The sequence below is a fragment of the Pseudolabrys sp. genome, from assembly GCF_035943735.1.
In the GTDB taxonomy this organism is placed as follows: Bacteria; Pseudomonadota; Alphaproteobacteria; order Rhizobiales; family Xanthobacteraceae; genus Pseudolabrys.
The window spans coordinates 410,683-431,694 of sequence record NZ_DASZBV010000019.1; the positions used below are offsets into that span (position 1 = coordinate 410,683).

Annotated in this window: 28 protein-coding genes and 1 pseudogene; 16 read left to right on the plus strand and 13 right to left on the minus strand. The window is 66.0% G+C overall.

Annotated elements, in window-relative coordinates:
* Nucleotides 1-29 precede the first annotated feature (29 nt).
* The 4 genes from ccmD (at nt 30) to VGV41_RS14810 (ending at nt 2,425) form a co-directional block, all read left to right on the plus strand.
* Nucleotides 30-203 carry a heme exporter protein CcmD gene (ccmD, locus tag VGV41_RS14795; RefSeq protein WP_326864630.1) on the plus strand — a complete coding sequence of 58 codons (174 nt, stop codon included), beginning with the start codon at nt 30-32 and terminating at the stop codon, nt 201-203.
* Nucleotides 200-790 carry a DsbE family thiol:disulfide interchange protein gene (locus VGV41_RS14800; protein ID WP_326864631.1) on the plus strand — a complete coding sequence of 197 codons (591 nt, stop codon included), beginning with the start codon at nt 200-202 and terminating at the stop codon, nt 788-790. Before ccmD ends, VGV41_RS14800 begins: the two co-directional genes overlap by 4 nt.
* Nucleotides 787-1,317 carry a flavin reductase family protein gene (locus VGV41_RS14805; RefSeq protein WP_326864632.1) on the plus strand — a complete coding sequence of 177 codons (531 nt, stop codon included), beginning with the start codon at nt 787-789 and terminating at the stop codon, nt 1,315-1,317. The genes VGV41_RS14800 and VGV41_RS14805 overlap by 4 nt, the downstream gene beginning before the upstream one ends.
* 124 nt (nt 1,318-1,441) lie before the next feature.
* On the plus strand, nt 1,442-2,425 hold the full coding sequence (locus VGV41_RS14810; RefSeq protein ID WP_326864633.1) for a phosphatase PAP2 family protein: 984 nt from the start codon (nt 1,442-1,444) through the stop codon (nt 2,423-2,425).
* Here VGV41_RS14810 and VGV41_RS14815 read toward each other — a convergent pair.
* Both VGV41_RS14815 and ftsY read right to left on the minus strand, forming a co-directional pair.
* On the minus strand, nt 2,422-2,985 hold the full coding sequence (locus VGV41_RS14815; RefSeq protein WP_326864634.1) for a septation protein A: 564 nt from the start codon (nt 2,983-2,985) through the stop codon (nt 2,422-2,424). The two genes, VGV41_RS14810 and VGV41_RS14815, sit on opposite strands and share 4 nt — an antisense overlap.
* 94 nt (nt 2,986-3,079) lie before the next feature.
* A complete protein-coding gene (gene ftsY, locus VGV41_RS14820) occupies nt 3,080-4,009 on the minus strand; it encodes a signal recognition particle-docking protein FtsY (protein ID WP_326864636.1) in 930 nt (309 codons plus the stop codon).
* Nucleotides 4,010-4,208: 199 nt separating this feature from the next.
* Here ftsY and VGV41_RS14825 point away from each other — a divergent pair, with 199 nt between their 5' ends.
* Nucleotides 4,209-4,922 (plus strand): RNA pseudouridine synthase, encoded by a 714-nt coding sequence (locus tag VGV41_RS14825; protein WP_326864637.1) that lies wholly within the window; start codon nt 4,209-4,211, stop codon nt 4,920-4,922.
* Nucleotides 4,923-5,029: 107 nt separating this feature from the next.
* On the opposite strand, the gene VGV41_RS14830 is transcribed toward VGV41_RS14825, so the two are convergent.
* The 3 genes from VGV41_RS14830 to dapF are packed head-to-tail and all read right to left on the minus strand — an operon-like array spanning nt 5,030 to nt 7,756.
* Nucleotides 5,030-5,653, minus strand: a complete 624-nt coding sequence (locus VGV41_RS14830) for a pyridoxamine 5'-phosphate oxidase family protein (RefSeq protein ID WP_326864638.1) — start codon at nt 5,651-5,653, stop codon at nt 5,030-5,032.
* Between the two features lie 10 nt (nt 5,654-5,663).
* A complete protein-coding gene (gene mtaB / locus VGV41_RS14835; protein WP_326864640.1) occupies nt 5,664-6,884 on the minus strand; it encodes a tRNA (N(6)-L-threonylcarbamoyladenosine(37)-C(2))-methylthiotransferase MtaB in 1,221 nt (406 codons plus the stop codon).
* A complete protein-coding gene (dapF, locus tag VGV41_RS14840) occupies nt 6,881-7,756 on the minus strand; it encodes a diaminopimelate epimerase (protein WP_326864642.1) in 876 nt (291 codons plus the stop codon). The genes mtaB and dapF overlap by 4 nt, the downstream gene beginning before the upstream one ends.
* Before the next feature lie 141 nt (nt 7,757-7,897).
* Here dapF and VGV41_RS14845 point away from each other — a divergent pair, with 141 nt between their 5' ends.
* The 8 genes and pseudogenes from VGV41_RS14845 to leuC all read left to right on the plus strand — a co-directional run bounded on the left by VGV41_RS14845 (nt 7,898) and on the right by leuC (nt 15,107).
* Nucleotides 7,898-8,530 (plus strand): GyrI-like domain-containing protein, encoded by a 633-nt coding sequence (locus VGV41_RS14845; protein ID WP_326864643.1) that lies wholly within the window; start codon nt 7,898-7,900, stop codon nt 8,528-8,530.
* An 8-nt stretch (nt 8,531-8,538) separates the two neighbouring features.
* Nucleotides 8,539-9,207, plus strand: a complete 669-nt coding sequence (locus VGV41_RS14850; protein WP_326864644.1) for an SIMPL domain-containing protein — start codon at nt 8,539-8,541, stop codon at nt 9,205-9,207.
* Nucleotides 9,208-9,412: 205 nt separating this feature from the next.
* Nucleotides 9,413-10,951 (plus strand): signal recognition particle protein, encoded by a 1,539-nt coding sequence (gene ffh, locus VGV41_RS14855; protein WP_326864646.1) that lies wholly within the window; start codon nt 9,413-9,415, stop codon nt 10,949-10,951.
* Between the two features lie 42 nt (nt 10,952-10,993).
* Nucleotides 10,994-11,320, plus strand: a pseudogene (gene rpsP, locus VGV41_RS14860) (30S ribosomal protein S16); the annotation flags it as partial.
* A gap of 104 nt (nt 11,321-11,424) precedes the next feature.
* Entirely contained in the window at nt 11,425-12,099 is a 675-nt protein-coding gene (gene rimM / locus VGV41_RS14865; RefSeq protein ID WP_326864648.1) for a ribosome maturation factor RimM, read from the plus strand.
* Nucleotides 12,100-12,165: 66 nt separating this feature from the next.
* Complete coding sequence (gene trmD, locus VGV41_RS14870; RefSeq protein ID WP_326864649.1) at nt 12,166-12,882, plus strand: tRNA (guanosine(37)-N1)-methyltransferase TrmD; 717 nt, start codon at nt 12,166-12,168, stop codon at nt 12,880-12,882.
* A gap of 109 nt (nt 12,883-12,991) precedes the next feature.
* Complete coding sequence (gene rplS / locus VGV41_RS14875) at nt 12,992-13,384, plus strand: 50S ribosomal protein L19 (RefSeq protein WP_326864650.1); 393 nt, start codon at nt 12,992-12,994, stop codon at nt 13,382-13,384.
* 319 nt (nt 13,385-13,703) lie between these two features.
* Nucleotides 13,704-15,107, plus strand: a complete 1,404-nt coding sequence (leuC, locus tag VGV41_RS14880) for a 3-isopropylmalate dehydratase large subunit (RefSeq protein ID WP_326864651.1) — start codon at nt 13,704-13,706, stop codon at nt 15,105-15,107.
* Nucleotides 15,108-15,170: 63 nt separating this feature from the next.
* On the opposite strand, the gene VGV41_RS14885 is transcribed toward leuC, so the two are convergent.
* The 3 genes from VGV41_RS14885 to VGV41_RS14895 form a co-directional block, all read right to left on the minus strand.
* On the minus strand, nt 15,171-15,488 hold the full coding sequence (locus tag VGV41_RS14885) for a hypothetical protein (protein ID WP_326864652.1): 318 nt from the start codon (nt 15,486-15,488) through the stop codon (nt 15,171-15,173).
* A 95-nt stretch (nt 15,489-15,583) separates the two neighbouring features.
* Complete coding sequence (locus VGV41_RS14890; RefSeq protein ID WP_326864653.1) at nt 15,584-15,835, minus strand: hypothetical protein; 252 nt, start codon at nt 15,833-15,835, stop codon at nt 15,584-15,586.
* A 14-nt stretch (nt 15,836-15,849) separates the two neighbouring features.
* On the minus strand, nt 15,850-16,110 hold the full coding sequence (locus VGV41_RS14895; protein WP_326864654.1) for a hypothetical protein: 261 nt from the start codon (nt 16,108-16,110) through the stop codon (nt 15,850-15,852).
* A 97-nt stretch (nt 16,111-16,207) separates the two neighbouring features.
* Between VGV41_RS14895 and VGV41_RS14900 the strand changes: the two genes are divergently transcribed.
* The 3 genes from VGV41_RS14900 to leuD all read left to right on the plus strand — a co-directional run bounded on the left by VGV41_RS14900 (nt 16,208) and on the right by leuD (nt 17,739).
* Nucleotides 16,208-16,621 (plus strand): metallopeptidase family protein, encoded by a 414-nt coding sequence (locus VGV41_RS14900; RefSeq protein WP_326864655.1) that lies wholly within the window; start codon nt 16,208-16,210, stop codon nt 16,619-16,621.
* Between the two features lie 97 nt (nt 16,622-16,718).
* Nucleotides 16,719-17,021, plus strand: coding sequence for an antibiotic biosynthesis monooxygenase (locus tag VGV41_RS14905; protein WP_326864656.1), 303 nt, complete (start codon nt 16,719-16,721; stop codon nt 17,019-17,021).
* 112 nt (nt 17,022-17,133) lie between these two features.
* Nucleotides 17,134-17,739: a 3-isopropylmalate dehydratase small subunit gene (leuD, locus tag VGV41_RS14910; protein WP_326864657.1), complete on the plus strand. Its 606-nt coding sequence runs from the start codon at nt 17,134-17,136 to the stop codon at nt 17,737-17,739.
* A gap of 113 nt (nt 17,740-17,852) precedes the next feature.
* On the opposite strand, the gene VGV41_RS14915 is transcribed toward leuD, so the two are convergent.
* The 5 genes from VGV41_RS14915 to VGV41_RS14935 all read right to left on the minus strand — a co-directional run bounded on the left by VGV41_RS14915 (nt 17,853) and on the right by VGV41_RS14935 (nt 20,931).
* Complete coding sequence (locus VGV41_RS14915) at nt 17,853-18,344, minus strand: hypothetical protein (RefSeq protein ID WP_326864658.1); 492 nt, start codon at nt 18,342-18,344, stop codon at nt 17,853-17,855.
* 57 nt (nt 18,345-18,401) lie between these two features.
* Complete coding sequence (locus tag VGV41_RS14920; protein WP_326864659.1) at nt 18,402-18,809, minus strand: hypothetical protein; 408 nt, start codon at nt 18,807-18,809, stop codon at nt 18,402-18,404.
* A gap of 259 nt (nt 18,810-19,068) precedes the next feature.
* Entirely contained in the window at nt 19,069-19,698 is a 630-nt protein-coding gene (locus tag VGV41_RS14925) for a glutathione S-transferase family protein (RefSeq protein ID WP_326864660.1), read from the minus strand.
* A 183-nt stretch (nt 19,699-19,881) separates the two neighbouring features.
* Nucleotides 19,882-20,085, minus strand: coding sequence for a Trm112 family protein (locus tag VGV41_RS14930; protein ID WP_326864661.1), 204 nt, complete (start codon nt 20,083-20,085; stop codon nt 19,882-19,884).
* 171 nt (nt 20,086-20,256) lie between these two features.
* On the minus strand, nt 20,257-20,931 hold the full coding sequence (locus VGV41_RS14935; protein WP_326864662.1) for an LON peptidase substrate-binding domain-containing protein: 675 nt from the start codon (nt 20,929-20,931) through the stop codon (nt 20,257-20,259).
* Nucleotides 20,932-21,012 lie beyond the last annotated feature (81 nt).

The window sequence follows — 21,012 nt, forward strand, 5'->3', positions numbered from 1 at the left end:
GATAAGATCATGCGCAAAGGAAATAGCGCATGAATCTCGGGCCGCACGCCGACTTCATCGTCGCCGCTTACGCGGTGACCGCCTTTGTCGTCGCCGTCATGGTTGCGTGGGTGGTGCTCGACCATGCGACGCTGCGGCGCGTGCTCGGCGAGCTCGAGGACCAGGGCGTCACGCGCCGCTCGCGGCGCGAGGAGACTCCATGAGCACGACCACTGAAACGCCGCGCAAAGTCCGCCGCAGCGTCCTGCTGCTGCTGCCGCTCGCCGTTTTCATGGGGTTGGCGGCGCTGTTCTTCATCCGCCTCGGTGCCGGCGATGCCTCGTTCATCCCCTCGGCGCTGATCGGCAAGCCGGCGCCGGCGACTAACCTGCCGCCGATCCCCGGCCTCGAGCAGGCCGGCCGGCCGGTGCCGGGCCTGAGCAACGCGACCTTCGCCGGCAAGGTGACGCTCGTGAACGTGTGGGCGTCGTGGTGCGTGCCTTGCCACGACGAGGTGCCGTTCCTCGAGGCGCTGTCGAAGGACAAGCGCATCCAGCTCGTCGGCATCAACTACAAGGACGAGGCCGGCAACGCGCGCCGCTTCCTCGGCCGCTACGGCAATCCGTATGCGGCGACCGGACAGGATGCGAGCGGCCGCACCGGCATCGACTGGGGCGTCTACGGCGTGCCGGAGACCTTCGTCGTCGGCCGCGACGGTCACATCGCCTACAAGCTCGTCGGCCCGATCGGCGCCGAGAATTTGCAGCGCGTGCTCGAGCCGCAGATCGCCAAGGCGCTGGCGCAGAAATGAAGCCGCTGCCGCTCGGGGAAGTCTATCAGCTGCTCGAGCCGGGACCTGTGACGCTGCTGACGACCGCGCGCAAGGGCCGCGCCAATGTCATGACCATGTCATGGCATATGATGCTCGAATTCGAGCCGCCGCTTCTCGCCTGCGTCTGCAGCTCAGCCAACTACAGTTTTGAATCGCTGCGCGCGACCGGCGAATGCGTCATCGCGCTGCCGGCGCGCAGGCTCGCGCCGACAGCGGTGAAGATCGGCAATTGCTCGGGCCGCGAGGTCGACAAGTTCAAGGCCTTCGGCCTGACGCCGGTTGCCGCGTCGCAGGTGCAGGCGCCGCTGATCAAGGAATGCTTCGCCAATCTGGAATGCAAGGTGATCGATAAGCGGATGGTCAACCGCTACAACATGTTCATCCTGGACGTGATCGCCGCCTGGCGCGATCCGAAGCAGAAGAACCCGAAGACCTTCCATCATCACGGCTACGGCCGCTTCGTCGCCGACGGCCGCGCCTTCACATTGAAATCCGCGAAGGCGTGAGCCGCGCATTCGCGCCATTCCGCCGGCAATCCCTAACAATATTTTAATCGATCTCGCGCAGTGTCGGGCCACCGCACAGCCTGTGTGAATAGACATATTGCGTCCTGGTCGGGGATTGCTGGCGATGCGTTTCAACCGGTTCGACGGCGGCTGGTCCGCCTTCCTGCTGCAGTCGCGCGTGAGCCCCGTGTCGCGGCCGGCGATCCTCATCATGTCGGCGCTGGCGATCGCGGGCGTGTGCGCGGCGTCCGTCACGCATTTCACCCTCACCACATTGCCGAACGCCTGGCCGGTGATCGCCGGCGTCGTCGCCATGGACGCAGTGACGCTCATCGTCCCGCAGACGCGCGTCGTGCAGGCGGTGCAGGTCTTCCTCTACGGCTTCCTCTATCTGGTGACGATCTGCCTGTTCGGCGTGCTCGCCGCCTACGCGATGCAGCGCCTGGATTTCCCCCTGCGCGACGACTTGCTCAACCGCCTCGATCTCGCGCTCGGCTTCGACTGGCCCGGCTTTGCGCACTGGGTCGATAACCACGCGCAGGTGCAGAAGGTGTTCTCCTTCGCCTACAACACCATCTCGCTGCAGATCGCCTTCCCGCTCGTCGTGCTCGCCTTCGCGCATCGCACCACGGAGTTGCGCACCTATCTGCTCGCCTTCACCATCGCCTTCGTCGTCACAATCGCCATCTCGGCAACGATGCCGGCGGGCGGGCCGATCGTGTTCGTCGATGCGAAGGACTTCAACCTGCTGCACTTCACCGGCGCGACCCCGGTCGAACAGTTGATGCGGCTGCGCCAGCCAGGGCCATTCGTGATGACCGAAGCGCCCGGCGGCATCGCCACCTTCCCGTCATTCCATTCGACGATCGCCATCCTGACGCCGCTGACGCTGCGGCGCTTTCCGCGCATCTTCACCGCGCTGCTGGTGCTGGACGCGGCGATGCTCGGGGCCACGCTCACCGAAGGCGCGCATTATTTCGTCGATCTCCTCGCCGGCGGCAGCATCGCCGTCGCCGCGCATTTTGCCGCGGCGCGGATCATCGCCTTCGAGGATCGCAGGCGCCCCGCCGTTACGACCGAGCCGGTGGCGCAAGGCGCGCCGGCCTAGTCCTGCTTATCAGCGGCGTACTTGGTCAACAGCGGCAGCTGCGCTGCGCCGAACAGGAAGGTCAGCGGCACGACGCCGAACAGTTTGAAGCTGACCCAGACGTCGGTGGAGAAGTTGCGCCAGACGATCTCGTTGAGGACCGCCAGCACGAAGAAGAACAGCGCCCAGCGCCAGGTCAGCTTGCGCCAGCCTTCTTCCGTGAGATCGAACACCGAATCGAACACGATGCCGAGCAGCGGCTTGCCCATCGCCAGCCCGGCGACGAGCGCGCCGCCGAACAGCACGTAGATGATCGTGGGCTTGAGCTTGATGAACGTGGCGTCGTGCAAGACAATCGTCAGACCGCCGAAGATGAGCACCACCACCGCGGTGACCAGCGGCATGATTTCGACCCGCCGGGTCAGGACGTAGGCAACGGCGAGCGCGGCGAGCACAGCCACCATGAACACGCCGGTGGCGGCATAGATGCCGATCTTGGCGTTGATGGCGAAGAACAGCACCAGCGGCCCGATATCGAGCGTGAGCTTGAGGATGGGGTTGAGCTTCTGTTTTTCGGACATTGTTTCTTTCATCTTCGCAGCGCTTCGCGGCTTCGTGTCCCGGGTCTGCAGCGCACCACTGCGTGCTGCGCTGCGCCCGGGGACACGCACACCATCACTCCAACCCCACCACCGCGCGGGCGAAATCGCGCGCGGTGAACGGCGCGAGGTCGTCGACGCCCTCGCCGACGCCGATGAAGTGCACCGGCAATTTGAAGCGGTCGGCGATGGCGACGAGGATGCCGCCGCGCGCGGTGCCGTCGAGCTTGGTCATCACGAGCCCGGTGACGCCCGCAGTCTTGCCGAAGATGTCGACCTGGCTGAGCGCGTTCTGACCCACCGTCGCATCGAGCACAAGCAGCACCGCGTTCGGCGCCGTCGGCTCGACCTTGCGCATCACGCGCACGATTTTCTCCAGCTCGCTCATCAGCTCGGTGCGGTTCTGCAAACGGCCGGCGGTGTCGACCAGCACAATGTCGACGCCTTCGGCCTTGGCGGCGCTGATGGCGTCGAAGGCGAGGCTGGCGGGATCGGCGCCGGGCGCGCTCTTCTTGATCGTCGCGCCGGTGCGTTCGGCCCAGATGCCGAGCTGCTCGATCGCGGCGGCGCGGAAGGTGTCGCCGGCGACCAGCATCACGCTCTTGCCTTCGGCGCGGAAGCGCGCGGCGAGCTTGCCGATGGTCGTCGTCTTGCCGGAGCCGTTGACGCCGGTGACAAGGATGACGAAAGGCCGCGAGGTGATCTCGAGCGGCTTCGCCACCGGCGTCATCGTCTTCTCGATCTCGGCGGCGAGCAACGTCTGCAATTCCTCCGGAGAGATATCCTTCTCGAAGCGGTCCCGGCGCAGCGTGGCGATGGTGCGGCCGGCAACGTCGACGCCGAAGTCGGCACGGATCAGCTCGTTCTCCAGCTCCTCCAGGGTCGACGCATCGAGCTTGCGCTTGGTCAGCAGGCTCGTGATGGCGGTGCCGAGCTGCGAGGAGGTGCGCTTGAGGCCGCCCGAGAGGCGCTTCCACCAGCTTGTTTTCTGCGTACTGTCGTCCATGCCTTCTTCTCTTCACCTCCCCCTGGAGGGGGGAGGTCGGTTCGCGAAGCGAACCGAGAGGGGGTGATAGCAAATATCGGGGTCGAGCACCCCACCCCGCTCACCACGCTGCGCGCGGCGAGCGACCCTCCCCCTCAAGGGGAGGGTGAAGCAAGGAGACGCCCGTGGTAGCCGTTTCATGCCATCTAGGTAAGCCGTGATGACCCCGGAAGAGATGCAGGCCCGGTTGCTGTACCGCGACGGGCTGATGCTGGTGATCGACAAGCCACCCGGATTACCGGTGCACCGCGGCCCGAAAGGCGTCGAGGCGTTCGAGGACTATTTCGACGCGCTGCGCTTCGGCCTGCCACGATCGCCGGCTTTGGCGCATCGGCTCGACCGCGACACCACCGGCTGCCTCGTGCTCGGACGGCACCGCAAGGCGCTGGCGCTGCTCGGTAAGCTGTTCAAACAGGGCAAGGTCGGCAAGACCTATTGGGCGGTGGTCGCGGGCGGCCCGGCAGCCGACGAGGGCCGCATCGACATCGCGCTGTCGAAACGCGACGAGAGCCGCGGCTGGTGGATGAAGCCGGATCCGCACGGTTTGCCGTCGGTGACGATGTGGCGGGTGATGGGGCGCTCCGAAGGGCTGACCTGGCTCGCGCTCGAGCCGGTCACGGGGCGCACGCATCAACTGCGCGTGCACTGCGCCGAGATGGGCTTCCCGATCGTCGGCGACAACATCTACGGCAGCGCGCCGCGCGTCGGCGGGCCGACGCTGCATCTGCACGCGCGCGAGGTCGTCGTGCCGATCTCCAAGAACAAGCCGGCGGTGACAATCACGGCGCCGGTGCCGCCGCATATGCGGGAGTTGCTCGGCAAGTGCGGGTGGAACGGCGAACGAATCGATGAACCTTCTTCACCTCTCCCATAGGGAGAGGTCGACGCGCGTCAGCGCGTCGGGTGAGGGGTTACAAAGATCGCAAATCATGAACCCCCTCTCCCCACTTGGGAGAGGGAGCTCGCCTAGCCTGCGGCACATCAATACAGCATCTTCTCGATGCGCGCGGGTGCATCGCGGTCGTAGGCCTCGCCACCCAATGTGCCGCCGCTCAACTCGGCGATAATCGTGCCGGTCGACGGCAGACTCTTGCGGTCGATCTTCGTCGTCTCGTCCCACAGCTTCGAGCGCACGATCGCCTTCGAGCAATGAAAGAAGGCGGTTTCGACGTGCACGAGCAGCACCGACCGCGGCAGCTTGCCGTTGACGGCGAAGCTCTGCATCAGCTCCGGGTCGACCGAGATCGAAGCGCGACCGTTGACGCGGAAGGTCTCGCCGACGCCGGGGATAAGGAACAGCAGCGCGATGCGCGGGTCCTTGAGCAGATTGCGGAAGCCGTCGATGCGGTTGTTTCCCGGCCGGTCGGGCAGCGCCAGCGTCTTGTCGTCGAGCACGCGCACGAAGCCGGGCGCATCGCCCTTCGGCGAGCAGTCGAGCCCGTCCGGACCACCGGTCGCCACCGCGACGAACGGCGCGGCTTCGATGAGCTTGCGATAGACCGGCGCGATGCGGTCGGTCTCTTTCGTCACCGCCGGCCCGTAAGGCTGTCCGTAGAGCGCTTCGAGCTGTTCAACCGTGGTGATCAGATGCTCGTTCGCGCTCATCGCTCTCTCCCTATGCGGCCAGCAGCCGGCGGCCGTCGTGCCCGGCCATATGCAAATCGAGAATCGTCCCCGGCGCAATCGGCGCGGCCAGCTTCACGGTCAGGAATTGCTCGGTGTGACCGATGCCGCCGCGCTCGGTGAGCACCCGGCGGCGCGCGCCGACCTCGGCTCCGAGATGCGTGGCGAGCGCCGCCTCGCCTTTCTCGCGCAGGCGCGCGGCGCGCTCCTTCACCAGCGCGCGATCGAGCTGCGGCATGCGCGACGCCGGCGTGCCGGGCCGCGGCGAGAACGGGAAGACATGCAGTTGCGTCAAGCCGCAGGCGTCGACGAGAGCGACCGAGCGCGCGAACGCCTCGTCGCTTTCGGTCGGGAAGCCGGCGATGATGTCGGCGCCGAAGGCGACGTCGGGCCGCAGCCGGCGCAGGTCGTCGCAGAAGCGGATCGCGTCTTCGCGCGTGTGCCGGCGCTTCATGCGCTTGAGGATGAGATCGTCGCCGTGCTGCAGCGACAGATGCAGATGCGGCATCAGCCGCGGCTCGTTGGCCAGCGTATCCATGAGATCGCGGTCGGCCTCGACCGAATCGATGGATGACAGTCGGAGGCGCTCGAGCTCGGGGATTTCGCGCAGCAGGCGCTTCACCAGCGCGCCGAGCCGCAGGACGCCGTCGACGTAACTGGTGATATCGACGCCGGTGAGCACGATCTCGCGGTAGCCGTTGGCGACCAGCCGGCGCGCCTGCGCGATCACGTCGTGCACCGGCAGCGAGCGCGAATTGCCGCGCCCGAACGGGATGATGCAGAAAGTGCAGCGATGGTCGCAGCCATTCTGCACCTGCACGAAGCCGCGCGTGTGGCCGGCGAGCGCATCGACGCTTGGCGCGCGCATCGCCGTCGCCGCCATGATGTCGGATACTGCCACACGCTCGCTGCGCGCCCAGGCGGCGCGGTCGAACTTGTCCTCATTGCCGAGCACGCGGTCGACTTCCGGCATCGCGGCGAATTGCGCGCTATCGGCCTGCGCGGCGCAGCCGGTGACGACGATACGTGCATCCGGCTTCTCGCGCTTGAGCTTGCGGATCGCCTGCCGCGCCTGCCGCACCGCCTCGCCGGTCACGGCGCAGGTGTTGACGATCACCGCGTCGGCAACGCCTGCAGCTTCGGCCTCACGCCGCACCGCTTCCGATTCGACGATGTTGAGCCGGCAGCCGAAGGTGACGACGTCGACGCTCATGGCGCCGGAGCCTTCTCGAACAGATTTGGATTGAACGTGCCGTTGAACTCGAACGCGACCGGTCCGGTCATCAGCACGTGATCGTCGCGCTCGCGCCACTCGATGGTGAGGTCGCCGCCGGGCAGCGTTACGCGCACCGTGCGCTCGGTGCGCTTGAACCGCGCCGCCGCCACCGCCGCGGCGCAGGCGGCCGAGCCGCAGGCGCGCGTCAATCCGGCGCCGCGCTCCCAGGTACGGATGACGATGTGCGTGCGGTCGACGATGTGCGCGAGCGTGATGTTGGCGCGCTCGGGGAAGATCGGATGGTTCTCGAGCAGCGGGCCGAAGCGTTCGAGGTCGTAGGCGTTGACGTCGTCGACCCAGAAAATCGCGTGCGGATTGCCCATATTGACGACCGACGGCGAATGCAGCACCGGCTTGTCGATCGGACCGATCTGCAATTCGATGGCGCGCGTGTCACGGAATTCTTCCGCAAGCGGAATCTCGTTCCACTTGAAGCGCGGCGGCCCCATGTCGACGGTGAACAGGCCGCCTTCGGCCTTCCAGCAGTTGAGGATACCGGCCTCGGTTTCGAAGGTCAGCGCGCTCTTGCCATTCTCGCCCGACACGATCGAGGCGACGCAGCGCATGCCGTTGCCGCAGGCGCCGGCCTCCGAGCCGTCATTGTTGTAGATGCGGATGTAGGCGTCAGTGCCGGGCGTGCGCGGCGGATAAAGCGCCATCAGCTGATCGTAGGGCGCGCCCTGCGGCGACGCGGCCGCGCGCGCCTCCTCCGGCGCGATGGCGGGCGCACCCTTCCGAAGATCGACAACGACGATCTCGTTGCCGATCCCGTTCATCTTGACGAAAGGCTGGTTGGCGAGCGCGCCCATCTGAAAACGTCCCGGCCAGGCGTCCGCGCCCGGCTTTCGCCCGGTTTATATGGCGAATCAACGGCGAATGGCCAGTGGTCGTGCTAATCTCGAGCCAAGGCGAGTCGCCGGGCCGCCCGACCCAAACGGAGACTTCGTCACATGCTTTCTACGCGCTGGGTAGCGCCGATTCTGGCCGGCTTCCTGACGGTGACCGCGGCAGGCGCCGTGGCCGGGCAGACCATGTCGCCGGCCGCGCCAAAGCCTGCGGAGCAGATGCCGCCGGCGCCGCCGCCCGCCGACGCGCCACCACCGGGGACGCTTCAGCCCGGCGACGCCTTCGGCCTGGAAGTGATGCTGCCGGAGCTCACGATCGTGCTAACCAAAGGCCATGCCAACTGGGACAGCGCCTTCGACACGCTGATCGCCTCCTTCAAGGCGCTCCACGCCTATCTCGACAAGGAAGGCATCAAGCCGACCGGGGCGGCGATGACCATCTATACGAAGACCGACGAGACCGGCTTCGATTTCGAGGCGGCGTACCCGATCGCCGCCGCGCCGGCCAGTCCGCCGCCGGACAAGATCGCCGTCGGCCAGGCGCCCGCGGGCAAGGCGCTCAAGTTCGTGCACCGCGGCGCCTATGATGCGATGGACACGACTTACGAAACGATTACCAATTTCCTCGATGACCATTCGATAGACGCCAAGGACATGTTCATCGAGCAGTATGCTACCGATCCGCTCGTCTCGAATCCCGACAGGCTGGTGATCGATATCTACGTTCCCATCAAATAGGTGATCCGATGCTGCGCGCTCTTCTCTGCACCATTCTGCTGGCGGCGGCGCTTTCCGCCGCTCAGGCCGCCGATCGTCTGGTGACCGTCACCGGCGAAGCGAGCGTCTCGGTGCCGCCCGACACCGCCGTCATTCGCGTCGGCGTCACCAGCCAGGGCAGGACCGCGCGCGAGGCGAGCGAGGCCAATGCGCAGAAGATGACGGCCGTGCTCGCGGCCATCAAGGGAACCGGCGTCGCCGACAAGGACGTGCAGACCTCGCGGCTGTCGCTGCAGCCGCAGTACGACACCGGCAAAGGCGGCCCGGCGCGGTTGCTCGGCTTCCAGGTGACCAACCAACTCACCGTGCAGATCCGCGACATCGGCAACATGCCCAACGTGCTCGACAAGGCGATCGCCGCCGGCGCCAACGAGATGTCGGGCATCGAATTCGTCGTGTCGCAGCAGTCGAAGCTGCTCGACCAGGCGCGCGACGACGCCATCGCCGACGCCCATCGCAAGGCGGGGCTCTACGCTGCGGCGGCCGGCAGCAAGCTCGGCCATGTCGTCTCGATTACCGAGGAAGGCGCGCCGCTGCCGCCGCGGCCGATCGCCGCCATGCGCGCCGCCGTGCCGGTCGCCCCGGGCGAGCAGACGCTGCGGGCGGTGGTCACGGTGAGTTACGATCTGACGCCGTAGATTAACCCTGTCATTCCAGCACCCGCCCGCAGAGCGGGCCGCATTGACAGCCCCTCGCCTTGACTCCGCCCAGGTCGGCCCATAGTTTCCGGCCGTCTTCGCTATAGACGTGACGTTCCTGGAATTCGCCCACCGGTCCTGTGAGACCGGAGGCAACCGCCCGACAGCGCGATGCGCCCTCGGGCGCTAAAGGTGTTTTGAGCTGATGTTCGACTCCCTGTCGGAAAAACTGGGCGGCATTCTCGATCGCCTGACGCGCCGCGGCGCGCTGACCGAAGCCGATGTCGATGCCGCGCTGCGCGAGGTGCGCCGCGCGCTGCTCGAGGCCGACGTCGCACTCGACGTGGCGCGCGACTTCGTCGAGCGGGTGAAAAAGGACGCGGTCGGCGTCACCGTCATGAAGTCGGTGACGCCCGGCCAGTTGGTCGTGAAGATCGTGCACGACGAGCTCGTCAAAACGCTCGGCGCCGACAGCCAGGGTATCGACCTCAACGCCGCGCCGCCGGTCGCCATCATGATGGTCGGCCTGCAGGGCTCCGGCAAGACCACGACCACCGCCAAGATCGCGCGCCGCCTCACCGATCGCCAGAACAAGAAGGTGTTGATGGCCTCGCTCGACGTGCGCCGTCCGGCGGCGATGGAGCAATTGGCCGTGCTCGGCCGCGATGCGCAGGTCGACACGCTGCCGACCGTCGCAGGCCAGTCGCCGCCACAGATCGCGCGCCGCGCCATCGAGGCCGCGCGGCTGGGCGGCTATGACGTCGTGCTGCTCGACACCGCCGGCCGCACCACGCTCGACGATGCGATGATGGCGGAAGCGGCGGAGGTGAAGGACGCCGTCAATCCGCACGAGGTGCTGCTGGTCGCCGACGCGCTGACCGGCCAGGACGCGGTCAATCTCGCGCGCTCGTTCGACGAGCGCGTCGGCTTGACCGGCATTGTGCTCACCCGTGTCGACGGCGACGGCCGCGGCGGCGCGGCCTTGTCGATGCGCGCGGTGACGCAGAAGCCGATCAAATTGATCGGCGTCGGCGAAAAGCTCGATGCGCTCGAAGACTTCGATCCGTCACGCATTGCCGGCCGCATCCTCGGCATGGGCGATATCGTCGCGCTGGTCGAGAAGGCCGCCGCCAATATCGATCAAGAAAAGGCGATGCGCGCCGCCGAGAAGATGCGCAAGGGTCAGTTCGATCTTCTCGATCTGCGCGAGCAGCTCACCCAGATGCAGAAGATGGGCGGCATGGGCGGCCTCCTGGGCCTCATGCCCGGCGTCGCCAAGATGAAAAATCAAATTCAGAACGCGGGCCTCGACGACTCGCTGCTCAAGCGGCAGATCGCGATCATCGACTCGATGACGCCTCAGGAGCGGCGTAACCCTGATCTCTTGAAGCACAGCCGCAAGAAGCGCATTGCCGCCGGCTCCGGCACCAATGCCGAGCAGATCAACAAGCTGCTGAAGATGCATCGCGGCATGGCCGACATGATGAAGATGATGGGCGGCAATGCCGGAAAGCGGGGGCCGCTCGCCGGTCTCGCGCAGGCGATGGGCTTCGGCGGCGGCGCGCCGACGCCCGAGCAGATGGCCGAACTCGCCAAGAAAATGCCTGGCGCGGGCGCTCCCGGCCTGCCGCCCGGAATGCCGAATTTGCCGAAACTGCCCCCGAACATGCCCGGCTTGCCCGGTCTTGGCGGCGGAAAATTCCCCGGACTGCCGGGCCTGCCCGGCTCCGGAAAGAAGAAATAAGCCCTTAAACAAACAAGCGACGGATCAGAAAGGAACTATCAAATGTCTCTCGTCATCCGCATGGCGCGCGCCGGCACCAAGAAGCGCCCGTTCTATCACATCGTCCTCGCCGACTCGCGCTCGCCGCGCGACGGCCGCTTCATCGAGCGGCTCGGCTATTACAATCCGCTGCTGCCGAAGGACAAGGAAGAGCGCCTCAAGCTCGACCTCGAGAAGGTGCAGGCATGGATGAAGAAGGGCGCGCAGCCGTCCGACCGCGTCATGCGCTTCCTCGACAAGGCCGGCGTCGCCAAGCGCAAGCCGCGCAGCAATCCCGAGAAGGCGGTGCCGCGCAAGGAGCGCAAGGTCCACGCCGAAGAGGCCGCCAAGGCCAAGGAAGCCAGCGATGCGGCCGCCAAGACCGCTGCCACCGCCAAGGCGGCGGAAAAGGCTGCGGCCAAAGCGGCGGCGGCGAGCTGATCGCCGGCGAAGCCGTGGCGCGCCGCCCTCACAGCACGCAGCAGCGCCCGCCTCGCGCGGGCGCCGCGAACAGTGAGCGGCAAGGCACGCCGCCCAAAGCGCCGGTGCATCTGTCGCCGCGGCGCGATCCGCGCCAGCCGGAGACCACCGACAAGATCCGCGTCGCCCGCATCGGGGCGGCGCATGGCGTCCGCGGCGAAGTGAAGCTGTGGCCATTCACGGAAGATCCGATGGCGGCCCTGGACTACGGCCCTCTCGAAACCGCGGACGGCGCGCGCCGGTTCGAGATCGAGAGCTTGCGTCCGGCCAAGGATTTCCTGGTCGCCCGTATCGCCGGCATCGACGACCGCAATGCTGCAGAAATGCTGCGCAACATCGATCTGTTCGTGCCGCGCGACCGGCTGCCGCCGATCGCACAAGACGACACTTTTTATCACGCGGACCTGGTCGGCCTCTCGGCAGCGACGCCCGATGGCGTCGCGCTCGGCAGCGTAATGGCGCTGCATAATTTCGGCGCTGGCGACGTGATCGAGATCGCGCTCGCCGGCAGTGACCGGACCTTGATGCTGCCCTTCACCGCGGCTGCGATACCCGAGATCGACCTGAAGGGCCGCCGAATCGTTGTGGTGATGCCGGCGGAAGTAGAGGCCATCGCGCCTGCCGAGCCAACCGAGCGCCGGGAGCCGTAACACGAGCGTCGCGACACATTGCGGCGTAACGAGTTTCCGCCTCCGCGGAGACGACAGAGACAGGTCATGTGGCGGGCAACCGTTCTGACGATTTTCCCTGAGATGTTCCCCGGGCCGCTGGGCGCGAGCCTGGCGGGCAAGGCGCTCGCCGCCGGCATCTGGTCCTTGGAGGCGCGCGACATCCGCGCCGCCGCCACCGACCGCCACCGCACCGTCGACGACACCCCCGCTGGCGGCGGCCCCGGCATGGTCATGAAAGCGGACGTCCTGGCCAAGGCGCTGGATGCCGTGCCGCACGACACCAGGCCCCGCCTACTGATGAGCCCGCGGGGTCGGCCATTGACCCAGCGGCGGGCGTCGGAACTCGCCTACGGCAAAGGCGTGGTGGTCCTCTGCGCCCGTTTCGAGGGGGTGGATGAGCGCCTGATCGCTGCCCGCGGCCTGGAGGAGGTCTCGCTCGGCGATTTCGTACTGTCCGGGGGCGAAATCCCGGCTCTGGCCCTGCTCGATGCCTGCGTGCGTCTCCTGGCCGGGGTCATGGGCAAGGAGGCCTCGGCGGTCGAGGAGAGCTTCGCCGACGGGCTGCTGGAATATCCGCAATACACCCGGCCCCCGGTGTTCGAAGGGGAACCCATCCCGGAGGTCCTCACCTCCGGCGACCACGCCAAGGTGGCGGCGTGGCGGCGGGCGCAAGCCGAGCGGCTGACGCGGGAACGACGGCCCGATCTTTGGGCGGCTTACCTTGCCCGGAAACAGTCGAAAAATGGCCCTTCCGGAGGCTGATCAGAGGGTGACAAGCCAATGAAATTGGTCTAGAAGCCCGGCCGACCCATTCAGAAATTTGACTAGGAACCGCGCGCCGGTTGCTGGCGCTGCCGACGGAGATTGAGCCATGAACATTATCCAGACGCTGGAGAAAGAGCAGATCGAAAAGCTCTCCGCCGGCAAGGACATTCCGGATTTCGGGCCGGGCGACACCGTGCTCGTGAACGTGAAGGTCGTCGAAGGCGACAAGAGCCGCGTGCAGGCCTACGAGGGCGTTTGCATCGGCCGCGCGGGCGGCGGGCTGCACCAGAACTTCACCGTGCGGAAGATTTCGTACGGCGAGGGCGTCGAGCGCGTTTTCCCGCTGTACTCGCCGATGATCGACTCGATCAAGGTCGTGCGCCGCGGCAAGGTGCGTCGCGCCAAGCTCTATTACCTGCGCGGCCTGCGCGGCAAGAAGGCCCGCATCGTCGAGGCGACGAGCTCGACCGGTACCGAGGCGGCGGCCGCGAACGAGTAAGTTCGCCCGTTCCATCCGGACGCGATTTGCGAGCCCGGAATCCCTGCTCGGCCGAGCACGGATTCCGGGCTCGCTGCTTTTCCGCCGCAGCACGGCCGAATGTCCGCTATTCGTTGTCGCGCCTGCGCCGAAGGTCTATATAAGCGCCATGATTTCCAAGGCGCTCCGCATCGTGCTCGCCGACCACGCCAGGCTGCCCTGGCGTTTCTTCGGCCGCCTCACCGCCGTGCAAGCCGGTCCTTGATCGGTTCCCCGGCGCAAGCCGGGTCGAGCCGCCGTTCCCGAATTTCAAATTCAAATCGAGCAAGGCTATCTGCCCATGAAACCGCGTACGCTCTATGACAAGATCTGGGACGACCATCTGGTGGACGAACAGCCGGACGGCACTTGTCTCCTCTACATCGACCGCCATCTCGTCCACGAAGTGACGAGCCCGCAGGCCTTCGAAGGCCTGCGCACCTCAGGCCGCAAGGTGCATGCGCCGGAGAAGACGTTGTGCGTCGTCGACCACAACGTGCCGACCACCGATCGCACCAAGCCCAATCCCGATCCGGAAAGCGCCGAGCAGATCAAGACGCTCGCAGAGAACGCGCGCGACTTCGGGCTCGAATACTACAACGAGTTCGACAAGCGTCAGGGCATCGTCCACATCATCGGCCCCGAGCAGGGCTTCACTTTGCCCGGCACCACGCTCGTGTGCGGCGACAGCCACACCGCGACGCACGGCGCCTTCGGCGCGCTGGCTTACGGCATCGGCACGTCCGAGGTCGAACACGTGCTGGCGACGCAGACCTTGATCCAGACGAAGTCGAAGAACATGCGCGCGCTGATCGACGGCAAGCTGCCGGCCGGCGTGACGGCGAAGGACATCATCCTCGCCATCATCGGTGAGATCGGCACCGCCGGCGGCACAGGCTACGCGCTGGAATATGCCGGCGAAGCGATCCGCGACCTGTCGATGGAAGGCCGCATGACCGTCTGCAACATGTCGGTCGAAGGCGGCGCCAAGGCCGGCTTCATCGCGCCGGACGAGAAGGCCTACGCCTTCCTCAAGGACCGGCCGAAGACGCCGAAGGGCGCGCTGTGGGATCAGGCGATGCGCTACTGGGAGACGTTGTACTCCGACGACGGCGCGCATTTCGACCGCGAGATCCGGCTCGACGCAGCCAAGCTGCCGCCGATCGTCACCTGGGGCACCAGCCCCGAGCAGGTGATCGCCATCACCGGCCGCGTGCCGATGCCGAGCGAGATCCACGACGACAACAAGCGCCAGGCGGCGATCCGCTCGCTCGAATACATGGGCCTCAAGGGCGGCGAGAAGATCACCGACATCAAGATCGACCGCGTCTTCGTCGGCTCCTGCACCAACGGCCGCATCGAGGACCTGCGCGCGGCCGCGAAGATCGCCGAAGGCAAGCGCGTCAATGGCAACGTCAACGCGATGATCGTGCCGGGCTCGGGTCTGGTGAAGGAGCAGGCGGAGGCCGAAGGTCTCGACAAGATCTTCAAGGCCGCCGGCTTCGACTGGCGCGAGCCGGGCTGCTCGATGTGCCTCGCCATGAACCCGGACAAGCTGGCGCCGGGCGAGCGCTGCGCCTCGACCTCGAACCGCAATTTCGAGGGCCGTCAGGGCTACAAGGGCCGTACGCATCTAGTCTCGCCGGCGATGGCGGCGGCGGCGGCGATCGCCGGCCACTTCGTCGACGTGCGCGAGTGGCGCTGAGCTTCGGCAACAATTGACAAAACAAAAGGCCCGCCGGTCGGCGGGCCTTTTTTATTTCTGCGCTTACCAGCAGCGCCAGACGCGGCGGACGTGCCAGTGGCCGCGATAGAGATAGCGCTGACGGATCCAGCCGCAATCCGGCCCATAGGCGGGCGGGCCGTAATAATAGGGACCGCCGTAGTAGGACGGGCCGTAGCCCCAGCCGAAGCCGAGCGCGAAGCCCGGGCCGTAACCGCCCCAGCCGCCGCCCCGCCAGTGGCCGCCACCACCGTGCCAATGACCGCCGCCGTGATGGTGTTGCGCCTGCGCCGCTTGCGGCGCCGACGCCATGACGCCGGCGGCAAGAGCCGCGATGGCAAGAAGCTTCAAGAATCTGGACATGATCACACCTCTTGAGACGCGCCCCGGGTGCCCCAATCATTACGGAAAGTGGAATGTGCTTGTTGATTCAACGCAAAGCGGCGCAGCGTCCTGCGCTACTGCCACCAGCATTCCTTCTGCGGCGTGATGACCTGCCCGCTGGGGCGGTTCTCGACGGCGAGCCAGGCGCGGCAATAGCGCTTGGCATTGGGGCCGGGCTCGAGGCTGCGTGGATGGATGACGATGCGCGTGCGGCGGTGGGGCGTCGCACCCTGATCGGCGGGCGTCGGCTGCGCGAAGGCGGGCACGGCCGTGCCAATTATCAGCACCAGGGCGGCGATCGCCCCTGCAGCCTGTCGTCGCGGCATCGCGCGGTCTCCGTTCAGCGATAGCGGCTGTCGTAATAACGCGGTGCGCTGGAGTATGTCACGTGCGCCTGCCGATAGCGCCGAGGCTGCGCCGAATAATCGCGGCTGTAGTAACGCGTGGTGCGCGCGGCGCTATGATGCCCGCCGCTGTTGTAGAGCACCTGGCCGGGGCGGTCGTTGCAGCCGAAAAACTCGGCGCGCGCCGGCGCGATGCCGGTCAACCCCAGGACGATGACCGCGGCCGCCAGACCGGCCGCCCTACGGACGTGCGACATCGAGGCCTCCACTCCTGCCATAATGGTTAACGGTCGCCCATTTCAAGTTCCGCGTCAACCGCTTGGTTCCCCGCACCGGGCAGCCTAAAAGGACCGCATGAGCCCGTTTTCCGACCGTTGGCGCGCCGCCGTGGCACCGAGCCTCGCCGACATCGAGGCGCTGGCGCGCGATGCCTATGCCCGCCTGCCGGAGCAGTTCCGGGCGATGTGCCAGGACCTGGTGATCAGGGTCGAGGACTTCCCCTCCGACGACGTCGTGGAGGCGATGCATCTGGAGAGCGAGTTCGACCTGCTCGGGCTGTTTCAGGGGGTCGGCCTGCCGTTCCAGTCGGAGTTGGCGCCGACGCACATGCCCAACATGATCTGGCTCTACCGCCGGCCGATCCTCGATTACTGGGCCGAGCACGACGACAGCCTCACCGCGGTCGTCACGCACGTGCTGGTGCACGAGATCGGCCACCACTTCGGCTTTTCCGACGAGGACATGGACGCGATCGAAGCCGGCGCCTGAGTCGATCGATCAGCGCGACCGATCCGCGCAATCGCAAACTTGCATTTGCCGCCCTCCCCGCGCCGCGCCAGCATGGCGGCTGGCTTAGGAGACCGCCATGATCGTCACCGTTTTCCGTTCGCGGCTGCGGCCGGACGTGCGCGAGGAATATGTCGCGCTGGCCGACCGGATGAACGAGATCGCCCGCACGATGCCGGGCTATATCTCGCATAAGGGCTTCTTCGCCGAGGACGGCGAGCGCGTCACCATCGTCGAGTTCGAGCACGAGGAGGGCATGCGCGCGTGGCGCATGCACCCCGAGCACCGGGCGGCGCAGAAGCTCGCCCGCGACCGCTTCTACGAGGAATACAGCGTGCAGGTCTGCGCGGTGACGCGGGAGGCGCGCCTTTCAAGCCGGTAGTTCTTGTACCACCCTGCCCCACATGGCTGGGGCGTGCCTGGCGGTATTGACCGCGACCCGCCCGGCCTGACAAAAGACCCGGCCAGACCGGCAAGTGGGAGTGCAAGGAGCCATGGAAAAGTTCACCGTCCTCGAAGGCGTCGCCGCCCCCATGCGCGTGATCAATGTCGACACCGACATGATCATCCCCAAGCAGTACCTGAAGACGATCAAGCGCACCGGACTGGGCAAGGGCCTGTTCTCCGAGCAGCGATACAAGGACGACGGCTCCGAGAACCCGGATTTCGTGCTCAACAAGCCGGCCTATCGCAAGTCGAAGATCCTCGTCGCCGGCGACAATTTCGGCTGCGGCTCCTCGCGCGAGCATGCGCCCTGGGCGCTTGCCGACTACGGCATCCGCTGCGTCATCTCGACCGCGTTCGGCGACATCTTCTACAACAATTGTTTCAAGAACGGCCTGCTGCCGATCCGCGTGTCGCCGGAGGATCTGGAGAAGCTGTTCGACGACGCCGAACGCGGCGCGAATTCGACGCTCACCGTCGATCTGGAGAAGCAGGAGATCCGCGGCCCGGACGGCGGCGTCGTGAAGTTCGAGATCGATCCGTTCCGCAAGCACTGCCTGCTCAACGGCCTCGACGACATCGGGCTGACGCAGCAGAAGCAGGGCAAGATCGCGAGCTACGAGCAGAAGACGCACGAAGCGCGTCCTTGGGCGTAACGCGCTCCTTCAGTCAGACAACAGTGCTACGAAGATCACGCAAGTCGGCGAGATGCCGACTTGCGTTTTCATTTGGTGAGCGGCTCAGGTGCCGGACCTCGTGGCGCCGTCGCTTATTGTGCCGTGATAAACGGGTCCCAGTTGACGTAGTACGTGACCGGCTGAATGACGCCGACCGTGACGGCGATCTGGATCTGATAGGTCTGACTGCCCGAATTCATCGCCTGACCAATCCACCAACTGCCGGCCGGCTGCGTGCCGAGTGGCGGCTGCTGCCGCGGATAGCCGGCCGAGCCGAAGACCGAGCCCTGGCTGACGTTGAAGCCGGTGATGATGACCTGATCGCCCGACACCGGATTGATCGGCACCGAGTTGAAGCCGAGCGTAAAGCCGACTGGCACCTTCGTATGCAGCTCCATCTGGCCTTCGTTCGAGCTGCCATTGCTGATCATGTTGTCCATCATGTAGACGCCGGCGCCGATATTCCTGCCCTGCTGGGCGGCGACATAGGCGGTGTCGACAGCGATCGTAATGCAGGAGTTCACCTGGATGCCGGAAGCCAGGGCGACGACGAACCGGCTGGGTTGCAGAATGAAAGTTGACATGGGATTTGCTCCAAGCGTGACGGCGCTATGCGCGCGACCTCATCGGGCCGCAAACGCTCAGTGCACGGCCATTGTGAGGTTGACGGTGGTGGTGATGCCGGCGGAGCCTTGCTGCTTCTGCGCGTTGAAGGTCACCGAATAGGGCGCCACGCCGTTGTTCTGCAGCTGACCCGTGAAGCCGCCGTAAGTCGGGTCGGGCTGCGGCTGACCGCCCGGGCCCCAGGCGTTCGAGTTCGAGATGCTCTGAATGGTCTTCGCGCCCGTGGCGGTGGGATCGATATTGAACACCTGCCAGTTCACGAAGCTTCCGTTGGTGGCGCTGGTCTGAAGATTGGGTGTGCCTTCGTTGGTGCTTCCGTTCGAAACGCGGTTGTCGACGACGTAGACGCCGCGTGTCGATCCGTTCTGCAACGCATTGGTGTCGACCCAGATCTGGATGAAGACGGACGGGGTTCCTGTAGTCATTGGCGAGCTCCCTCCTGGTGGACACGACGCGACGAGGTCAGGGGCGCCCCGGGCGACGCGTGTGAAATGCCAGTAACTCTCTCTCAGGTTGTATTACTATCGGTCTGCACTTAATGGTTGTCAACGACAATTTGCTGATCCATGACGTGTACGATTGGCGCGCTGCGGCCCCCGGTCGATGGCGTAGCGCCCCCAAATGCAAAGCGCCCCGCGAGGGGCGGGGCGCTTCGCATCGACTGAGATGTAAACTTACGGCTGCTCAAGTCAGCGGGATGCCGCCGATCGCATCGTGGAAGGGCTTGCGCGCCGAAATCGCCGCGTACCAGCGATCCATGTTCGGCATCGCCGGCCGATCCGGCACAAGATGGCGGAAGCGATAGCACATGCAGCCGACCGGGATGTCGCCGTAGGAGAACGCATCGCCGGCGACGAACGGCGTCCTGGCGAGTTGCGCTTCCAGCATCTGCATCGCGGCGGTCGTCTTCTCGATGCCGGCCTTGATCGCGGCCATGTCGCGCTTCTCCGCCGGCGTGCGGATGAGGCCCCAGAACACCGGCGTGATCGCCGGGCCGACCACCGAGAGCTGCCAATCCATCCACTGGCTGGCGATCGCGCGCGCCTTCAGATCCTTCGGCTCGAGCGCGCCCGCCTTGTCGTGCTTGGCGGCGAGATAGCGCACGATCGTATTCGACTCCCAGAGAATGAAGCCGTCTTCCTCTTCCAGCGTCGGCACCAGCGCGTTGGGGTTCATCGCCAGATACGGCGCTTCTTTGGTTTTGCCGAACGCGCCGCCGACATCCATGCGCGTGTGTGCGAGGCCAAGCTCGCCGACCGCCCACATGACCTTCTGCACATTGACCGAATTGTTGCGCCCCCAGATCTTGATCATTCTCGTTTCCTTCCCGTTTCTGCGCGGCCTTTGTAGCCCGTCATGGCCGGGCTTGTCCCGGCCATCCCGACCATGAAGACAAGGCCATGCTCACCTAAGCAAGATCGCCGGGACACAAGGGCGTTCACGCCCATCATCGACGGCCTATGCCCGGCGATGACATGTTGAAGCGTGGCGGCGCGTTCACTCCAGCCGTCGCGCCTCTTCCGGCAGCATGATCGGGATGCCGTCGCGGATCGGATAGGCGAGCTTGGCGCGGCGGGAGATCAGCTCCTGCTTCTCCGCGTCGTATTCGAGCGTCCCCTTGGTCAGCGGACAGACAAGGATTTCGAGGAGCTTGGGATCGATCGCGCCGGCGGCGGGCCGTTCGGGCGTGGGGGTGTTCATGGCCTCTCCTTCGTCAGGCCCGGCCTCCTGCCGGGCATCCACGTTTCTTTTGTAGTCACAGTAAAGACGTGGATGGCTTACGCAACTCGGGCATGCCCGAGTTGCACGCATCAATGAGCCACAAGTCGGTAGACCGGACTTGTGGTGACAAGCCAGGCCATGACGCTACCGCTACTGCAGCGGCGGCTCGCCGTCGGTGTTTTTCTTGGCGAGTTCGATCTCGGTGATGGCGACGAGGATTTCCGCGCGAGTCTTGAGGTCCGGCGCTTCCAGCAGCGCCTGCTTCTCCGGCGTGCCGTAGGGCGACATCATCGACAGCGCGTTGACCAGCGCCTCGTTCGGCGCCTTCTCGATGCCCTCCCAGTCGGCTTTGAGATTATTGGCTTTGAGGAAATCGCTGAGCGCGACGAGCAGTGCGCTGCGGTCGACCTCCTCCTCGCCCTTGCGCGGGACGAAGTCGCCGGCGAAAGGCGCGTAGGTGACGCGGCACTGGCGGTAGGCGGTGGCGACATCGAGCTCCTCGACCACCTGGAAGCGCGCGACGCCGGTGAGCTCGATGAGGTAGCGGCCGTCGCCGCTCTCGGCGAGCTGGGTGATGCGGCCGACGCAGCCGACCTTGAACAGCTTCGGCTTGTCGCCGTCCGGCGTCTGCATCGGGTCGGGCTGGATCATGCCGATCAAACGATGACTGTCGCGCAGCGCGTCGTCGATCATCGCGAGGTAGCGCGGCTCGAAGATGTTGAGCGGCATCTGCCCGCGCGGCAGCAGAAGAGCGCCCGGCAGCGGAAACACCGGGATCGTCTCCGGCAGGTCGATCGGCCCGCGGTAGTGGGCGTTCATCGGCATGCACGAACCCCTCTCGGCCTCATGCTGAAGAGCCCGCCGAGGCACTAGCGGAGGCGGGTGTCTCGAAGCATGAGCCGCCCC

Excerpts from the sequence above, each read along its gene's own strand:
- ccmD (WP_326864630.1), top strand. The coding sequence starts at position 30 with ATGAATCTCGGGCCGCACGCCGACTTCATCGTCGCCGCTTACGCGGTG.
- VGV41_RS14800 (WP_326864631.1), top strand. The coding sequence starts at position 200 with ATGAGCACGACCACTGAAACGCCGCGCAAAGTCCGCCGCAGCGTCCTG.
- VGV41_RS14805 (WP_326864632.1), top strand. The coding sequence starts at position 787 with ATGAAGCCGCTGCCGCTCGGGGAAGTCTATCAGCTGCTCGAGCCGGGA.
- VGV41_RS14810 (WP_326864633.1), top strand. The coding sequence starts at position 1,442 with ATGCGTTTCAACCGGTTCGACGGCGGCTGGTCCGCCTTCCTGCTGCAG.
- VGV41_RS14815 (WP_326864634.1), bottom strand. The coding sequence starts at position 2,985 with ATGTCCGAAAAACAGAAGCTCAACCCCATCCTCAAGCTCACGCTCGAT.
- ftsY (WP_326864636.1), bottom strand. The coding sequence starts at position 4,009 with ATGGACGACAGTACGCAGAAAACAAGCTGGTGGAAGCGCCTCTCGGGC.
- VGV41_RS14825 (WP_326864637.1), top strand. The coding sequence starts at position 4,209 with ATGACCCCGGAAGAGATGCAGGCCCGGTTGCTGTACCGCGACGGGCTG.
- VGV41_RS14830 (WP_326864638.1), bottom strand. The coding sequence starts at position 5,653 with ATGAGCGCGAACGAGCATCTGATCACCACGGTTGAACAGCTCGAAGCG.
- mtaB (WP_326864640.1), bottom strand. The coding sequence starts at position 6,884 with ATGAGCGTCGACGTCGTCACCTTCGGCTGCCGGCTCAACATCGTCGAA.
- dapF (WP_326864642.1), bottom strand. The coding sequence starts at position 7,756 with ATGGGCGCGCTCGCCAACCAGCCTTTCGTCAAGATGAACGGGATCGGC.
- VGV41_RS14845 (WP_326864643.1), top strand. The coding sequence starts at position 7,898 with ATGCTTTCTACGCGCTGGGTAGCGCCGATTCTGGCCGGCTTCCTGACG.
- VGV41_RS14850 (WP_326864644.1), top strand. The coding sequence starts at position 8,539 with ATGCTGCGCGCTCTTCTCTGCACCATTCTGCTGGCGGCGGCGCTTTCC.
- ffh (WP_326864646.1), top strand. The coding sequence starts at position 9,413 with ATGTTCGACTCCCTGTCGGAAAAACTGGGCGGCATTCTCGATCGCCTG.
- trmD (WP_326864649.1), top strand. The coding sequence starts at position 12,166 with ATGTGGCGGGCAACCGTTCTGACGATTTTCCCTGAGATGTTCCCCGGG.
- rplS (WP_326864650.1), top strand. The coding sequence starts at position 12,992 with ATGAACATTATCCAGACGCTGGAGAAAGAGCAGATCGAAAAGCTCTCC.
- leuC (WP_326864651.1), top strand. The coding sequence starts at position 13,704 with ATGAAACCGCGTACGCTCTATGACAAGATCTGGGACGACCATCTGGTG.
- VGV41_RS14885 (WP_326864652.1), bottom strand. The coding sequence starts at position 15,488 with ATGTCCAGATTCTTGAAGCTTCTTGCCATCGCGGCTCTTGCCGCCGGC.
- VGV41_RS14890 (WP_326864653.1), bottom strand. The coding sequence starts at position 15,835 with ATGCCGCGACGACAGGCTGCAGGGGCGATCGCCGCCCTGGTGCTGATA.
- VGV41_RS14895 (WP_326864654.1), bottom strand. The coding sequence starts at position 16,110 with ATGTCGCACGTCCGTAGGGCGGCCGGTCTGGCGGCCGCGGTCATCGTC.
- VGV41_RS14900 (WP_326864655.1), top strand. The coding sequence starts at position 16,208 with ATGAGCCCGTTTTCCGACCGTTGGCGCGCCGCCGTGGCACCGAGCCTC.
- VGV41_RS14905 (WP_326864656.1), top strand. The coding sequence starts at position 16,719 with ATGATCGTCACCGTTTTCCGTTCGCGGCTGCGGCCGGACGTGCGCGAG.
- leuD (WP_326864657.1), top strand. The coding sequence starts at position 17,134 with ATGGAAAAGTTCACCGTCCTCGAAGGCGTCGCCGCCCCCATGCGCGTG.
- VGV41_RS14915 (WP_326864658.1), bottom strand. The coding sequence starts at position 18,344 with ATGTCAACTTTCATTCTGCAACCCAGCCGGTTCGTCGTCGCCCTGGCT.
- VGV41_RS14920 (WP_326864659.1), bottom strand. The coding sequence starts at position 18,809 with ATGACTACAGGAACCCCGTCCGTCTTCATCCAGATCTGGGTCGACACC.
- VGV41_RS14925 (WP_326864660.1), bottom strand. The coding sequence starts at position 19,698 with ATGATCAAGATCTGGGGGCGCAACAATTCGGTCAATGTGCAGAAGGTC.
- VGV41_RS14930 (WP_326864661.1), bottom strand. The coding sequence starts at position 20,085 with ATGAACACCCCCACGCCCGAACGGCCCGCCGCCGGCGCGATCGATCCC.
- VGV41_RS14935 (WP_326864662.1), bottom strand. The coding sequence starts at position 20,931 with ATGCCGATGAACGCCCACTACCGCGGGCCGATCGACCTGCCGGAGACG.